The organism is Pseudomonas sp. Fl5BN2 (genome assembly GCF_009908205.1).
Classification (GTDB): domain Bacteria; phylum Pseudomonadota; class Gammaproteobacteria; order Pseudomonadales; family Pseudomonadaceae; genus Aquipseudomonas.
In genome coordinates, this window is the sequence record NZ_JAAARL010000009.1 from 170,503 (window position 1) to 186,331 (window position 15,829).

16 protein-coding genes and 1 tRNA gene are annotated in these 15,829 nt (G+C 60.2%); 11 read left to right on the top strand and 6 right to left on the bottom strand.

Going from position 1 to position 15,829, the window contains the following annotated elements; genetic code table 11:
- The first annotated feature begins 31 nt into the window (after positions 1–31).
- A complete protein-coding gene (locus GV819_RS14840) occupies positions 32–337 on the top strand; it encodes a YkgJ family cysteine cluster protein (protein WP_161756797.1) in 306 nt (101 codons plus the stop codon).
- 7 nt (positions 338–344) lie between these two features.
- Here GV819_RS14840 and GV819_RS14845 read toward each other — a convergent pair whose 3' ends face one another.
- From GV819_RS14845 to hemA, 6 genes are all read right to left on the bottom strand, one after another.
- Positions 345–863 (bottom strand): acyloxyacyl hydrolase, encoded by a 519-nt coding sequence (locus GV819_RS14845; RefSeq protein WP_161756798.1) that lies wholly within the window; start codon positions 861–863, stop codon positions 345–347.
- 116 nt (positions 864–979) lie between these two features.
- Positions 980–1,771, bottom strand: coding sequence for a glutamate racemase (gene murI / locus GV819_RS14850; protein WP_161756799.1), 792 nt, complete (start codon positions 1,769–1,771; stop codon positions 980–982).
- Positions 1,764–2,519, bottom strand: a complete 756-nt coding sequence (gene moeB, locus GV819_RS14855) for a molybdopterin-synthase adenylyltransferase MoeB (protein WP_161756800.1) — start codon at positions 2,517–2,519, stop codon at positions 1,764–1,766. The genes murI and moeB overlap by 8 nt, the downstream gene beginning before the upstream one ends.
- Entirely contained in the window at positions 2,513–3,343 is an 831-nt protein-coding gene (gene prmC / locus GV819_RS14860; protein WP_161756801.1) for a peptide chain release factor N(5)-glutamine methyltransferase, read from the bottom strand. Before prmC ends, moeB begins: the two co-directional genes overlap by 7 nt.
- Positions 3,344–4,426, bottom strand: a complete 1,083-nt coding sequence (gene prfA, locus GV819_RS14865; protein ID WP_161756802.1) for a peptide chain release factor 1 — start codon at positions 4,424–4,426, stop codon at positions 3,344–3,346.
- On the bottom strand, positions 4,426–5,700 hold the full coding sequence (gene hemA / locus GV819_RS14870; protein ID WP_161756803.1) for a glutamyl-tRNA reductase: 1,275 nt from the start codon (positions 5,698–5,700) through the stop codon (positions 4,426–4,428). Before hemA ends, prfA begins: the two co-directional genes overlap by 1 nt.
- A 183-nt stretch (positions 5,701–5,883) precedes the next feature.
- Here hemA and GV819_RS14875 point away from each other — a divergent pair, with 183 nt between their 5' ends.
- From GV819_RS14875 to GV819_RS14920, 10 genes are all read left to right on the top strand, one after another.
- Positions 5,884–7,608 carry a tetratricopeptide repeat protein gene (locus GV819_RS14875; RefSeq protein WP_161756804.1) on the top strand — a complete coding sequence of 575 codons (1,725 nt, stop codon included), beginning with the start codon at positions 5,884–5,886 and terminating at the stop codon, positions 7,606–7,608.
- 4 nt (positions 7,609–7,612) lie between these two features.
- Positions 7,613–8,230 (top strand): lipoprotein insertase outer membrane protein LolB, encoded by a 618-nt coding sequence (gene lolB / locus GV819_RS14880; RefSeq protein ID WP_161756805.1) that lies wholly within the window; start codon positions 7,613–7,615, stop codon positions 8,228–8,230.
- 1 nt (position 8,231) lies between these two features.
- Entirely contained in the window at positions 8,232–9,083 is an 852-nt protein-coding gene (gene ispE / locus GV819_RS14885) for a 4-(cytidine 5'-diphospho)-2-C-methyl-D-erythritol kinase (protein ID WP_161756806.1), read from the top strand.
- A 36-nt stretch (positions 9,084–9,119) separates the two neighbouring features.
- Positions 9,120–9,194 (top strand) — tRNA-Gln (locus GV819_RS14890).
- A 47-nt stretch (positions 9,195–9,241) separates the two neighbouring features.
- Positions 9,242–10,183, top strand: a complete 942-nt coding sequence (locus GV819_RS14895; protein WP_161756807.1) for a ribose-phosphate pyrophosphokinase — start codon at positions 9,242–9,244, stop codon at positions 10,181–10,183.
- 138 nt (positions 10,184–10,321) lie between these two features.
- Positions 10,322–10,921, top strand: coding sequence for a 50S ribosomal protein L25/general stress protein Ctc (locus GV819_RS14900; RefSeq protein WP_161756808.1), 600 nt, complete (start codon positions 10,322–10,324; stop codon positions 10,919–10,921).
- A 167-nt stretch (positions 10,922–11,088) separates the two neighbouring features.
- Positions 11,089–11,673: an aminoacyl-tRNA hydrolase gene (gene pth, locus GV819_RS14905; RefSeq protein WP_161756809.1), complete on the top strand. Its 585-nt coding sequence runs from the start codon at positions 11,089–11,091 to the stop codon at positions 11,671–11,673.
- A 22-nt stretch (positions 11,674–11,695) separates the two neighbouring features.
- Positions 11,696–12,796 (top strand): redox-regulated ATPase YchF, encoded by a 1,101-nt coding sequence (ychF, locus tag GV819_RS14910; protein WP_161756810.1) that lies wholly within the window; start codon positions 11,696–11,698, stop codon positions 12,794–12,796.
- A gap of 332 nt (positions 12,797–13,128) precedes the next feature.
- The gene (locus GV819_RS14915; RefSeq protein WP_161756811.1) at positions 13,129–14,058 is read left to right on the top strand and encodes a LysR family transcriptional regulator; all 930 of its coding nucleotides are present in this window, start codon (positions 13,129–13,131) and stop codon (positions 14,056–14,058) included.
- A 407-nt stretch (positions 14,059–14,465) separates the two neighbouring features.
- A complete protein-coding gene (locus GV819_RS14920) occupies positions 14,466–15,749 on the top strand; it encodes an OprO/OprP family phosphate-selective porin (protein WP_434738429.1) in 1,284 nt (427 codons plus the stop codon).
- The last annotated feature ends 80 nt before the right edge of the window (positions 15,750–15,829 follow it).

The following is a 15,829-nucleotide window of genomic DNA, read 5'->3' on the forward strand; positions in this document are numbered from 1 at the left end:
GCCCATGCCCACTGCCTTACACTGCGCGCCTATGATCACCATCCCCGTTACCGCCATCCCCGAACCGGCCATCAGTTGCTCGACCTGTGCCGCCTGTTGCTGTCAGCTGGAAGTCATGCTGATCACCGACACCGGGGTGCCCGAGCGCTTTATCGATACCGACGATTGGGGCGGCGAAGTCATGCGCCGCCTGGACGACGGCTGGTGCGCAGCACTCGATCGCGACAGCATGCGTTGCAGCATCTATGAGCTGCGTCCCTTGATCTGTCGCGAATTCGAACTGGGAGAAGCGGACTGCCTGAGCGAACGCCAGGGAATTACCACGGCGTATCGCTGAACAGGCGTTACAGCGGCATCGTGTAATGCAGGGCGTAGCTTTCGATTCCCTCGTTGGGCGTTTGAATCCCGGCATTGGAATAGTGCGTGGCGCGGATGCCGACCTCATGCCCCCCAGCGAAACGCAGGCCAAAACCGATGCGGTCCTCAAACTGGAAGGAAGAACCCAGCTTGTTGTCTTCGACCTCAGTGTGGGCAAAGGCTGCCACCCCGATCCCAGCTTCGATGTAGGGTTTGACATTGTTGCCGGCAAATTCGTAGACCAGCACCGGCGAGAACGACAAGCTGTGGTTACTCGACCGTTTATCGCCATCCCAATAGGTGTAGGCACCGCTCCAGTAGCCGGTCAGGCGACCGACATCACTTTGCAGCCAGCTCTTGTCCCAATCCCATTGCATGCCCAGCCGATAAGTCTGAGTCGAATCTCCGGTTTGCCCTACGGAAAACTCGACACCGGCCGCCTGAGCGGAAAAACCGTGCCCCAGCAACGCGGCCGCCAAGGCGGTCAGGCAGAACAGTCGCTTCATCAGAAACATCCTTTTTTCGACGATTTTGTAGGGTTTTGTACAACCTTGTGCATAAGTTATAGAAGTCCACGCGCGCTCAGAAGTTCAGCGTCGACCGCGGTCATTTCACATTTCTTTCACAACTCGAAACGCTGAACCCTGCCAGGTTCTTTCCACAGCAGTGGCAGTACCCGAGCAAAATGCGGGACATCGCCACTGGTCCAGAACAGCGTCTCGCGAGCCACGTCCCGGGCGCGCAGATGGCCCTCGTCCAGCAAGCGCTGCAACTGCCGGGCAACAGCGGCGCCAGTGTCGATCAGGCTGATGTGGGCAGGCAGCATCTGCACCAGCAGAGGCTTGAGAAACGGATAATGGGTACAGCCCAGGATAATGGTGTCGCAACCGGCGGCCAGCAGCGGCTCGACATAGCCCTGCAGCAACTGACGCAGGGCAGCGCTGTGCAGATCGCCGTTTTCGATCATCTCCACTAGGCCCGGGCAGGGCTGGGTAACGACCTTCACATCGGTAGCAAAACGATCGAGCAAGGCGGCGAACTTGGCACTTTGCAAGGTCCCGGTGGTGGCCAGCACCCCGACCACGCCGCTGCGGGTCGCCGCCGCCGCGGGCTTGACCGCAGGCTCCATGCCAACGATCGGCCAGTCCGGGTAATCCCGGCGCAGCTCGGCGACCCCGGCCACCGTGGCGGTGTTGCAGGCCAGCACCAGCGCCTTGGCTCCCTGCTCGCGAAAGAACCGCGCCATCAGGCCGCAACGATGGCGAATGAATTCGGGGGTCTTTTCGCCATAGGGGATATGCCCGCAGTCACCGAAGTACAACAGCGACTCCCGGGGCAGCAATTGTTGAATTTCCGCCAGCACCGACAGACCGCCGACGCCGGAGTCGAACACGCCGATCGGCGCCTCACTCACGATGCGCACCACAGACACTGCAGCCTGGGTCGCGTTTGACTCGCAGTTCACGAAAACGCGTGCCCAGCGCATCGATCAGTAGCAACCGGCCCACCAGCGGTTCGCCAAAACCAGCCAACAGTTTCAAGGCTTCCAACGCCTGCAGGCTGCCCACCACTCCCACCAGCGGGCCCAGGACCCCGGCTTCGCTGCAGGTCAGTTCGGCTTCGCTGCCGTGGCCATACAGACAGTGGTAGCAAGGGCTCTCAGGACGACGCGGGTCGAACACTGACAACTGCCCTTCCAGGCGAATTGCCGCACCGCTGACCAGGGGTTTACCGGCAGCCATGCAAGCGGCATTCACCGCCTCACGGGTAGCGAAGTTGTCACAGCAGTCGAGGACCAGGTCCACGGCCGCCACAGCGGCGGCCAGGGAGTCGGCATCCAGCGCCACGGGATGGGGCACCAGACGGATTTGCGGATTGAGGGCGGACAACCGGCTGATGGCCGAATCCACTTTACTGACCCCAACACTGTTGCTGTCGTGGATGATCTGACGCTGCAGGTTGGTCAGGTCCACCGAGTCGAAGTCTGCCAGGTGCAGTTCGCCGACACCGGCTGCCGCCAGGTACAGCGCCGCCGGCGCACCGAGGCCGCCGAGGCCGACAATCAGCACCCGGCTCTGCTTGAGGCGCAGTTGGCCGTCGATATCAACGTGCTGCAACAGAATCTGCCGGCTATAGCGCAGCAGTTCCTGGTCCGTCAGCACGGCAGGCTCCCGAGGCTGATGCGCTCATGCCCACCCAGGTCGACCCGGCTATGGACTTCGACAAAGCCTTGCTCGGTCAACAACTCACGCACCGCAGTTGCCTGGTCGTAACCATGTTCGAGCATCAGCCAGCCGCCGGCTTCCAGGTGTTGCGGAGCCTGCGCAACAATCAGCCGCAGATCATCCAGGCCATCCTTGCCCGCGACCAGGGCACTTTCCGGTTCGAAACGCACATCACCGGCCACCAGGTGCGGATCGGCCTCGGCAATGTACGGAGGATTACTGATGATCAACTGGAAGCGCTGGGACTCGATGGCACTGAACCAGTGACTGCTGAGCACCGTGACGTTGTCCAGTTGCAAGCGCTGACGATTGCGCTCGGCCAGGGCCACGGCCTCCAGCACCCGATCCACCGCGGTGACCTTCCAGGCCGGGCGCTCGCTGGCCAGGGCCAGGGCGATGGCCCCACTGCCAGTACCCAGGTCGAGTACCTTGGCCGGGGTCGCTGGCAGCAACTCCAGCGCCGCTTCCACCAGCAGTTCAGTGTCAGGACGCGGGATCAGCGTATGGGGGGCCACTTCCAGATCGAGCTTCCAGAAACCCTGCTGGCCGAGGATGTAGGCCACCGGCTCGCCAGAGCGACGCCGTTGCAGATACTCGGCGAACAACAGTGCCGCCTCGCTGGGCACTATGCGCTCCGGCCAGGTGTGAAGAAAACTGCGGGGCTTGCCCAGGGCCGCGGCCAGGAGCAATTCGGCATCCAGGCGCGAAGTCGGCGAATCGGGCAATTGGGCTGCGCGCAGCAGGCTGGCGATGATGGTCATTTACTCACCCAATGCCGCAAGTTGATCGGCCTGATATTCAGCCAGTAGCGGTTCGATCACCGCGTCCACGCCCCCAGCAAGGATTTCGTCCAGGGAATACAGGGTCAGGTTGACCCGGTGATCAGTGACCCGCCCCTGGGGGAAGTTATAGGTGCGAATGCGCTCGGAGCGGTCCCCCGAGCCCACCAGCAACTTGCGCTCGCTGGCGATCGCGTTGGCCGCCGCGCTGGTCTGCTGGTCGTTGAGCTTGGCCGACAGCCAGGACATGGCTCGCGCCCGGTTCTTGTGCTGGGAACGCTCTTCCTGGCACTCCACCACGATTCCCGAAGGAAGGTGGGTAATGCGGATCGCCGAATCAGTCTTGTTCACGTGCTGACCGCCAGCGCCCGAGGAGCGATAGGTATCGACGCGCAAGTCTGCCGGGTTGATCTCGATGGTTTCCTGTTCATCCGGCTCCGGCAGCACCGCCACGGTGCAGGCGGAGGTGTGGATACGCCCCTGGGATTCAGTGGCCGGCACCCGCTGTACACGGTGCACGCCGGACTCGAACTTCAGCTTGCCGTAGACGCTGTCGCCTTCGACCCGGGCAATCACTTCCTTATAGCCGCCGTGCTCACCCTCGTTTTCCGAGAGGATCTCCAGCCGCCAGCCACGCCGCTCGGCATAACGGGAATACATGCGGAACAGGTCGCCGGAGAAGATTGCCGCCTCATCACCGCCAGTGCCGGCGCGGATTTCCAGGAATACGTTGCGTCCGTCGTTCGGGTCCTTGGGCAACAACATGCGCTGCAAGGTACTTTCCAGCTCGGCCAATTGCTCCTTGGCATCGCGCACTTCCTCGACAGCCATTTCCCGCAGGTCTGGATCGCTGTCCTTGAGCAGGGCCTGAGCGCCTTCAAGATCAGCCTGGACCTTGAGCACCTGCTTATAGGTGGCCACGATCGGCTCGACTTCTGCGTATTCCTTGGAATAGGCACGGAACTTGGTCTGATCGGCAATGACTTCGCCATCGCCGAGCAAGGCGGTCAATTCCTCGAAACGGTCCTGGAGGATGTCCAGTTTATTGAGCAGTGACGCTTTCATTACGGGGTTTTATCCGAAGAGCCCTCACCGAGGGCAAACAGTTCTTGGGCCATGGCCAGCGCATCGAGGCGGCCTTCGGCAGAGAGCTTTTTCAGTTGCACACTCGGCGCGTGCAGCAATTTGTTGGTCAGGCCGCGGGCCAGTTGGGCCAGGACCTCCTCTGCACCGCTGCCATTGGCCAGCATGCGCAGGGCTTTCTGCAGTTCTTCGTCACGCAGGCGCTCGCTTTGTTGACGATAGGCCTTGAGCACGTCCACCGCCGCCAGTTCCCGCAGGCGCACCATGAAATCCTCGGCGCCAATGTTCACCAACTCCTCAGCGGCTTGGGCCGCGCCTTGACGGCTCTTGAGGTTTTCCGCGACCACTTCGTGCAGATCGTCGACGGTATACAGGTAAACGTCGTCCAACTCGCCGACTTCTGGTTCGATATCCCGAGGAACGGCGATGTCCACCATGAAGATCGGCTTGTGCTTACGCAGCTTCAACGCGCTTTCCACGGCACCCTTCCCGAGAATAGGTAGCTGGCTGGCCGTCGAGCTGATGACAATATCGCTATGCACCAGCGCCTGAGGAATATCCGACAGCAACACCGCGTGGGCGCCGAACTGCTCCGCCAAAAGGCTGGCACGCTCCAGGGTGCGGTTGGCCACCACAATACGTTTGACGCCCAGGTCATGCAGGTGCCGGGCGACCAGGGTAATGGTCTCGCCCGCGCCGATCAGCAGCGCCTGGCTGCGCTGCAGATCACTGAAAATCTGTTTCGCCAGGCTCACCGCGGCAAAGGCCACGGACACCGGGTTCTCGCCGATAGCCGTATCGGTGCGCACCTGCTTGGCAGCACTGAACGTCGCCTGGAACAGCCGCCCCAGCAACGGTCCGACGGTGCCGGCCTCGCGGGCCACGGCGTAGGCGGACTTCATCTGCCCGAGAATCTGCGGCTCGCCCAACACCAGCGAATCCAGGCCCGAGGCCACCCGCATCATGTGACGAACTGCCGCATCGTCTTCATGCACATAGGCACTGGCGCGCAGCTCGTCTAGGCTCAGGTGGTGATAATCCGCCAGCCAGCGCAGTACCGCATCCGCAGAAAGATGATCCTGTTCTATATAGAGCTCACTGCGATTGCAGGTGGAGAGGATCGCAGCTTCGCGGCTGTCGGTGAGTCGGCAGAGCTGCTGCAAGGCCTCAACCAACTGCTCAGGGGTAAAGGCCACGCGCTCGCGGACGTCTACAGAAGCAGTCTTGTGGTTAATACCGAGTGCAAGGAAGGCCATTCAAGGTCGCTGATGATGTCGAGAAGCCGGCAATTGTCCTACTTCGACAGATTCAGAACAACTACCGCCGACTATTGTCCTAATAGACTGCCTCTGTTCTGGCATCCCGTTGAGTCTCGGTTATGTTTGGCCGAAGGCTTGTGTCATGATGATCCGACCGCAGGTTAGTCGCCCTCTTCCTATATGAATAGATCTTCCGCGTTGTTCCTCGCCCTTGCCTTCCTCAGCGGTTGCCAGTCTCTGGCACCCGGCTCATCGGACGCTACATCGCCGGTGGAAGACAGTACCCCCGCCCCTGAAAAGCCCAAGGTCTACTCCTCGTTCAGTGAAGACACCATTTTCAGTCTGCTGAGCGCTGAACTGGCGGGCCAGCGCAATCGTTTCGACATTGCCCTGGACAACTACGTGACCCAGGCCATCAATACCCAGGACCCGGGCATTTCCGAGCGGGCCTTCCGCATCGCCGAATACCTGGGCGCCGATCAGGCGGCTCTGGATACTTCGCTGATCTGGGCCAAAAACGCCCCCGATGACCTCGAAGCGCAACGGGCTGCCGCGATCCAGCTGGCCCGGGCCGGACGTTATGACGACTCCATGCTTTATATGGAGAAGGTCCTGCAGGGCAAGGGCGACACGCATTTCGACTTTCTCGCCCTGTCGGCCGCCGATACCGATCAGGACACCCGCAACGGCCTGATGAAAAGCTTCGACCGCTTGTTGCAAAAGCACCCGCACAACAGCCAGCTGATCTTCGGCAAGGCCTTGTTGATGCAACAGGACGGCGACGCCAAGGATGCGCTGACCTTGCTGGAGCAGAATCCGCCGGAAGACGGCGAGGTGGCACCGCTGTTGTTGCGCGCCCGCCTGCTGCAAAGCCTCAACCGCGGCAAAGAAGCCCTGCCGCTGCTGGAAAAAAGCATCCGCAAGTACCCGGACGACAAGCGCCTGCGCCTGACCTACGCCCGCATGCTGGTGGAGCAGGACCGCATGGAGGACGCCAAGACCCAGTTCTCCAGCCTGGTCCAGCAGTATCCGGAAGACGACGAGCTGCGTTACTCCCTGGCACTGGTGTGCCTGGAAGCCAAGGCCTGGCAAGAAGCCAAGGGTTACCTGGAAGACCTGATCGCCCGGGAAAGCCACGAAGACTCGGCGCACCTGAACCTGGGGCGCATCGCCGAAGAGCTCAACGACCCGCAAGGAGCGTTGATCGAATACGGCCAGGTCGGCCCGGGCAACGACTATCTGCCGGCGCAACTGCGGCAGGCCGATATCCTGATGAACAATGGCCGCACCGACGAGGCGCAAAAACGCCTGGTAGCGGCCCGCGATGCCCAGCCCGACTACGCCATCCAGTTGTACCTGATCGAAGTCGAGACTCTGTCGGCGAACAACCAGGGCGACCGTGCCTGGAAAGTCATCCAGCAGGCTTTGCTGCAGTACCCCGACGACATGAACCTGCTCTACACCCGAGCCATGCAGGCGGAAAAACGCAATGACCTGGCGCAGATGGAAAAAGACCTTCGCCTGATCATCCAGCGCGAACCGGACAACGCCATGGCCCTGAACGCCTTGGGCTACACCTTGTCTGACCGTACGACACGCTACGCCGAAGCCAAGACGCTGATTGAACAGGCCCACCAACTGACCCCGGAAGACCCGGCGGTACTCGACAGCCTGGGCTGGGTGAACTTCCGCCTGGGTAACCTCGACGAAGCTGAGCGCCTGTTGCGTCAAGCCCTGGAGCGTTTCCCCGACCAGGAAGTCGCGGCGCACCTGGGCGAAGTGCTGTGGAACAACGGCAAGCAGCGCGAGGCCAAGCAGATCTGGAGCAAGTTCCTCAAGGACCAGCCAGACAGCCCCGTCCTGCGTGGCACCATCAAACGCCTGACCGGATCAGAGACCCTTTAAGACTATGTTTTTGCGCCACCTTATCGTTTTCAGCTTCATTGCCCTGCTCGCCGGTTGCGCCGGCTTTGGTGCCCGTGAGTCGGTGCAAGGCCAAGGCAATCCGGCGCAATGGCGCCTGTACAAAGATCAACTGACGGCCCTTGATGGCTGGCAGATCAACGGCAAGATCGGCATTCGCGCACCCAAGGATTCCGGCAGCGGCACCCTGTTCTGGCTGCAACGCCAGGATTACTACGACATCCGCCTGTCCGGCCCATTGGGTCGCGGCGCTGCACGTCTCACCGGTCGCCCCGGCAAGGTCAGCCTGGAAGTGGCCAACCAGGGTCGCTATGAAGCGGCCAGTCCGGAAACCCTTCTGGAAGAACAGATGGGCTGGAAATTACCGGTATCCCATCTAGCCTGGTGGGTCCGCGGCCTGCCCGCTCCCGACAGCAAAAGCCGCCTGACCCTGGACGGTGACAGCCATCTGGCGAGCCTGGAACAAGACGGCTGGCAAGTGGAATACAGCAGCTACTCGGAGCAGAACGGCTATTGGCTGCCTGAGCGCATCAAACTGCACGGCAGCGACCTTGATGTCACCCTGGTGATCAAGGAATGGCAACCGCGCAAGCTGGGGCAATGACATGGCCGTGGAAAAACTGACCCTGCCCTCGCCGGCCAAACTCAATCTGATGCTGCACATCCTCGGTCGCCGCGAAGATGGTTATCACGAACTGCAGACGCTGTTTCAGTTTCTCGACTACGGCGACGAGATCACCTTTGCCCTGCGTGATGACGGCGTGATTCAGTTGCACACCGAGTTCGACGGCGTACCTCACGACAGTAACCTGATCGTCAAGGCCGCGAAAAAACTCCAGGAACAATCCGGCTGCACACAGGGCATCGATATCTGGATCAACAAGATCCTGCCCATGGGCGGCGGCATCGGCGGCGGCAGCTCGAATGCCGCCACGACCCTGCTGGGCCTCAATCATCTCTGGCAATTGGGTTGGGACGAGGATCGACTGGCCGCCCTGGGGCTGACACTGGGTGCCGATGTCCCGGTTTTCGTACGTGGGCATGCAGCTTTCGCTGAAGGCGTGGGGGAAAAACTCACCCCTGTAGATCCCGACGAACCCTGGTATCTGGTACTGATCCCGCAAGTGTCTGTAAGTACAGCGGAAATTTTTTCCGATCCGTTGTTGACACGTGACACTCCGCCCATTAAAGTGCGCCCCGTTCCCAAGGGAAACAGCAGAAACGACTGCCTTCCGGTAGTCGCAAGGCGTTATCCAGAAGTACGTAACGCATTGAATTTGTTAGGTAAATTTACCGAAGCAAAACTGACTGGAACTGGAAGTTGTGTGTTTGGGGGCTTCCCAAGCAAAGCTGAAGCTGATAAAGTCTCGGCCCTTCTTACAGAGACCCTTACAGGGTTTGTCGCTAAAGGAAGCAACGTTTCGATGTTGCATCGCAAGCTGCAAAGTCTGCTCTAAAGGAACCGGGTACCAGGTACTCGAAGCAACAGATACAGGGGCGTCGCCAAGCGGTAAGGCAGCAGGTTTTGATCCTGCCATGCGTTGGTTCGAATCCAGCCGCCCCTGCCATTTTCCTATACTCATCCAGGTATACCCTCAGCCTTCAGGTACTGCGCGTGTCCAAGATGATGGTCTTTACGGGGAACGCTAACCCCGATCTGGCTCGGCGTGTCGTACGTCAGCTGCATATCCCTCTCGGTGACATCTCTGTTGGAAAATTTTCCGACGGCGAAATTACTGCCGAGATCAATGAAAATGTCCGCGGTAAAGACGTCTTCATTATTCAGCCGACTTGCGCTCCGACCAACGATAACCTGATGGAACTCGTCGTGATGGCTGATGCCTTCCGTCGCTCCTCAGCCACTCGTATCACTGCTGTTATTCCTTATTTTGGTTATGCCCGTCAGGATCGCCGTCCGCGTTCCGCACGTGTGGCTATCAGCGCGAAAGTTGTCGCTGACATGCTTACCGTAGTCGGCATTGACCGTGTTCTCACGGTTGATCTGCATGCTGACCAGATTCAGGGTTTCTTCGATATTCCGGTAGATAACATCTACGGCTCCCCAGTTCTGGTGGATGACATCGAAGATCAGCGTTTCGAAAACCTGATGATCGTGTCCCCGGACATTGGTGGCGTCGTGCGTGCACGTGCCGTGGCCAAGTCCCTGGGCGTGGACCTCGGGATCATCGACAAGCGTCGTGAGAAAGCCAATCACTCTGAAGTGATGCATATCATCGGCGATGTCGAAGGACGCACCTGCATTCTGGTCGATGACATGGTCGATACCGCCGGCACTCTGTGCCACGCGGCGAAGGCCCTGAAAGAGCATGGCGCAGCCAAGGTCTTTGCCTACTGCACACACCCTGTGCTGTCGGGTCGGGCCATCGAGAACATCGAAAATTCCATGCTGGACGAGCTGGTGGTGACTAACACCATCCCGCTGTCCGCTGCAGCACAAGCCTGTGCGCGTATCCGCCAACTGGATATCGCCCCGGTAGTTGCCGAAGCGGTTCGCCGCATCAGCAACGAAGAATCGATCAGCGCGATGTTCCGCTAAGGGCTTGCCCTGGCAGAACATCCCGATGACGAAAAGCGCCCCGTCCCAACCTCTGTTGGGACGGGGCTTTTTTGCCCATATCGCCTTTAGCGCTGGTCGCAAACGCTGGGGCGAATGTGGTTATTTTGGAGATACAACATGAACGATTTTACTCTGAATGCTGAAGTGCGTTCCGACCTGGGGAAAGGTGCGAGCCGCCGCCTGCGTCGTCTCGCAAGCCTGGTTCCAGCTGTAGTTTACGGTGGCGACAAAGCCCCTGAATCCATCAGCATGCTGGCCAAAGAAGTGGCCAAGCTGCTGGAAAACGAAGCTGCCTACAGCCACATCATCGAACTGAACGTCGGTGGCACCAAGCAGAGCGTTGTGATCAAGGCCCTGCAACGTCACCCGGCCAAAGGCCACGTGATGCACGCTGACTTCGTTCGCGTGATCGCCGGTCAGAAACTGACCGCCATGGTTCCAGTGCACCTGATCAACGAAGCAGCACCGATCAAGAAAGGCGGCGAGATCTTCCGCGCAGCTACCGAGATCGAAGTTTCCTGCCTGCCGAAAGACCTGCCTGAGTTCATCGAAGTCGACATGGCTGCGACTGACATCGGCACCGTGATCCACCTGTCCAACCTCAACGCTCCTAAAGGCGTTGAGTTTGTTGCTCTGGCACACGGCAACGACCTGGCTGTTGCCAACGTCTACGCCCCACGTGTTGCTGCTGAGACAGAAGAAGGCGCTGCAGAGTAATTCACTCTGACGCCGGAGTAAGCGGAACACATCGCGGACTGGAACGTAGCGAGAAAGCGGGCGAGAACGCGAAATTTGCCGCAAGGCAAACAAGTTTTTGTCGTCCACTTTCGCCGTAGCACCGGTTGCGGCGATGTTATCCATCACTCCAAAGAAGGGCCCCTATCGTGACTGCCATCAAACTGATCGTTGGCCTGGGTAATCCAGGCGCCGAATACGAACAGACCCGGCATAACGCAGGGGCCCTTTTTGTTGAGCGCATCGCCGAGAAACAAGGAATCAACCTTGTCGCCGATCGCAAATATTTCGGCCTGACCGGGCGCTTCAGTCACCAGGGTCAGGACATTCGTCTGTTGATTCCCACCACCTACATGAACCGTAGCGGCCAAGCCGTGGCGGCACTTGCCGGCTTCTTCCGCATCAAGCCGGAAGAAATCTTGGTGGCCCACGACGAACTCGACTTGCCACCCGGCGTTGCCAAACTCAAGACCGGCGGCGGGCATGGCGGGCACAACGGACTGCGGGACATCATCGCGCAGCTCGGTAATCAGAATACCTTTCACCGTCTGCGGCTCGGCATTGGCCACCCGGGCGTTGCCAGTATGGTTTCAAACTTTGTCCTGGGTCGTGCGCCTCGCGCCGAACAGGAAAAACTCGATGCCAGCATCGATTTTGCCCTCGGCGTGCTGCCGGATATCTTCGCCGGGGAATGGAACCGTGCGATGAAAAACCTGCACAGCCAGAAGGCCTGACTCTTATCCGAGGGGAAACACCATGGGATTCAATTGCGGCATCGTCGGCCTGCCTAACGTCGGCAAGTCCACCCTGTTCAACGCCCTGACCAAATCCGGGATCGCGGCCGAGAACTTCCCCTTCTGCACCATCGAGCCCAACACCGGCATCGTGCCAATGCCCGATCCGCGCCTGGACGCCCTGGCCGCCATCGTGGTGCCGGAGCGCGTGCTGCCGACCACCATGGAGTTCGTCGACATCGCCGGCCTGGTAGCCGGTGCCTCGAAAGGTGAGGGCCTGGGTAACAAGTTCCTGGCCAACATCCGCGAAACCGATGCCATCGCCCACGTGGTCCGCTGCTTCGAAGACGACAACGTGATCCACGTGTCCAATAGCGTTGATCCCAAGCGCGACATCGAGATCATCGACCTGGAACTGATCTTCGCCGACCTCGACAGCTGCGAGAAGCAACTGCAGAAGGTCACGCGTAACGCCAAGGGCGGCGACAAGGATGCAGTGGCGCAGAAAGCCCTGCTGGAACAACTGATCGCCCACTTCACCGAAGGCAAACCGGCTCGCAGCCTGATGAAGGACATGAACGCCGACGAGAAGGCGATCATCCGCGGTTTCCACCTGCTGACCACCAAGCCGGTGATGTACATCGCCAACGTCGCTGAAGACGGTTTCGAGAACAACCCGCTGCTGGACGTGGTCAAGGCCATCGCCGAAGAAGAAGGCGCGATCGTGGTGCCGGTGTGCAACAAGATCGAAGCGGAAATCGCCGAGCTCGATGACGGCGAAGAAAAGGACATGTTCCTCGAGGCCCTGGGCCTGGAAGAGCCAGGCCTGAACCGGGTGATCCGCGCCGGCTACGAAATGCTCAACCTGCAGACCTACTTCACCGCCGGGGTGAAGGAAGTTCGCGCCTGGACCGTACGCGTGGGCGCCACCGCGCCGCAAGCCGCTGCCGTGATCCACACCGACTTCGAAAAAGGCTTTATCCGTGCCGAAGTCATTGCCTACGACGACTTCATCCAGTTCAAGGGTGAAGCCGGCGCCAAGGAAGCCGGTAAATGGCGCCTGGAAGGCAAGGAGTACATCGTCAAGGATGGCGACGTGATGCACTTCCGCTTCAACGTCTAACCCGCTGTCGGTTCGACCCGAACGACAACGGACACCAGAACCCCCGTGCATCATCAGGATGCACGGGGGTTCTGTTTTTCACGGCCACATATTTTTCAAGGGCAGCCTGCGCCCCATCCCGCCGAGACAAGAGCAAGCACGCCTTTACTGCAGCGCCCGACTGAAAGCGGGCTGGCACTCAAGGCACGACATAACAGATAAGTAATTTGCCTGCGATGCTGGTGCAAGGCAGCGTTACGTATCCTTGTGCCCGAATATCAGTTCAGGGTGCGCACATGAGGCCTCAAGTCACCGCGATCCATCGCGACAGCAAAGACGCTTAGGGTCTTTGCATGCCAGATGAACAACCGCTCATCCATGCCCAGTCGCTGGACAGCCGTTCTGCTCAATACTTCCTCGCCAGTGCACGTTGTGCGTCGTTCAAACAAGCGGCTCGCAGCCTGAACATCAGTGCATCGGTCCTGCGTAAGAAACTGCTGGCGCTGGAACAGCGTATCGGTACGCCTCTGTTTCTCTACCAGGACAACAGCCTGAGCCTGACCCTTGTGGGCAAGCGATTGCAGGCAGCGCTCGCCAGTCGCCAGGAGGGGTTGCTGCCTGCCAGGGCCGACAGCACTCGCCAGGGAGTGGTGATTGCTGTCGCGGACATATTGTTGCGAGACATCCTCGCAAGGGACCTGATTGCCTTTCTGCGGCGCAATGCCGCCTCACGACTGGAGCTGATTGCCCTGCATGGCGTGCCCTCGGCCAAGGCCGACATCATGCTGTGGCTGGCCGATCCGGGAAGCCCCCGACCGGACCCCGGCTTCGCCACCACCCAGCCGATCTGCCTGACCCGGATCCGCTATTCGGCCCATGTTGCCAAGCGCTATGTCGCCAAGCCGGCGATGCCTCGACGCATGGAACAGCTGGATGACTACATGCTGGTCCAGGTCAGCAGCCACATGGGCATGCCCGCCCTCGAACCCTGGAACCGGCTGATACGTCGCAGGGCAAACGGCGTGGCACAGACCAGTGATCCGCAGCTGGCCCTGGAGCTGATCAGGAACAGTGCCTGCATCGGCTTGCTGCCCGATTACATCGCCCAGCTGGACAAGACCCTGGTTCCTCTGCCGCAGCTGTTCGATGCCAGCATGCAGCAGTACGCCTGGCTCAGTACCCATGCCCAAGCCGCCGAGCGCGCAGAGGTCAAGGTGCTGGTGGCGCTGATTCAACACGCCTTTGCTAGTCGCAGCGAGTGGTTTACCCCCCAAAACAGCTGAGCCCTCCACGCCTGATACCACGAAAGATGTCTGCTCCCACGCCGTATCAGCCTCTCGATACGGCTTTGTTGCAGGAGCCTGGTGTTGCAGATTCACCCTGAAAGAGCCCGGATACAGCAGCCGTTAATTTTTTCCTTCATGTTCCCGACATATTTCCCCCGCCCTGCCCGCCACCGGCCTGGAGCGCTGCACCCCTTGAAAATCCTGGGCCGGCCAAGGCCCCGAGAGGGTTCACGGGCCGCTGCAATAAAACCGTAATTCGAATGAACAAAAACCTTCATGTGCCCTGACAACTATCCGCCCAGCCGGCCTGCGCACCTGCAGGCACGGCCACCCAAGACATAACGAGAAACGGACAGGAGAGCAGTATGTCGGTCAGAACAACCAGGGCCCCACAGGGCTGCGCAATGCTTTTCAGCCTGCTGAGCGTGGCCATGCCCCTCACCAGCCATGCCGGCACAGTCACCACCGACGGTGCGGACATTGTCGTGAAAACCAAGGGCGGCCTTGAAGTGGCCACCACCGACCAAGCCTTCAGCTTCAAGCTGGGTGGGCGCCTGCAGGCGGACTACGGCCGCTTCGATGGCTACTACACGCGCAACGGCGATACTGCGGACGCCGCCTACTTTCGCCGCGCCTACCTGGAGTTCGGCGGCACCGTCTACCGAGACTGGAAATACCAGATCAACTACGACCTCTCACGCAACGTCGGCAATGACAGCACCGGCTATTTCGACGAAGCGGCCGTGACCTACACCGGTTTCAATCCGCTGAACCTGAAGATCGGCCGCTTCTACACCGACTTCGGCCTGGAAAAGGCCACCAGTTCCAAGTGGGTGACGGCGCTGGAGCGCAACCTCTCCTATGACACTGCCGAATGGGTGAATGACAACAGCGGCATGGGCGTGCAGGCCAACAGCGTGGTGGGCAACCTGGCCTATCTGTCCGCCAGCGTGTTCAGCGAGAACAACAACGACACCGATGGCGACAGCGTCAAGCGCTACAACCTGCGTGGTGTCTTCGCGCCCTGGCACGCGCCGGGTAACGTCCTGCACCTGGGGCTGCAATACGCTTACCGGGATCTCAAGGACAGCGCCGTCGATACCCGCATCCGCTCACGCATGGGCGTGCGTGGCGTCGAGACCAATGGCGGCAACAGTGCCGGCAGCAACGGTAACCGTGGCGTATTCGGCGGAGCCACTGCCCAGTCCGGGTTGTGGAAAGACGATTCAGTCTGGGGACTGGAGGGCGCCTGGGCGATCCAGGCGTTTTCCATCCAGGCCGAATACCTGCGACGTACCCTCAAGGCCGATAGCGCCGCCAATGACCTCAAGGCCTCGGGCTATTACACCCAACTGGCCTATACCCTCACCGGCGAGCCGCGGATCTACAAGCTCGATGGCGCCAAGTTCGACACAATCAAGCCCCAGAACAAAGCGCTCGGCGCCTGGGAACTGTTCTATCGCTATGACGCCATGCAGGTCGAGGACGACAATCTGGTAGCCAGCAGCGCGTTGCGCCAGGTGGGTGACGCCGAGGGCAAGACCCACACCCTGGGGGTCAACTGGTACGCCAACGAAGCCCTGAAACTCAGTGCCAACTACATCAGGGCGAACACCGACAACATCAGCAACGCAGTCGGTGACGACTCCGGGCAGGGCCTGGTGATGCGCATGCAATACGTGTTCTAGCAACCTCGCCGCTGCGTCGCCAGCAAGACGACGCACTGTCACAGGAGGCCCCTCTGGAACTCTTGCAAACCAGCCCGCGG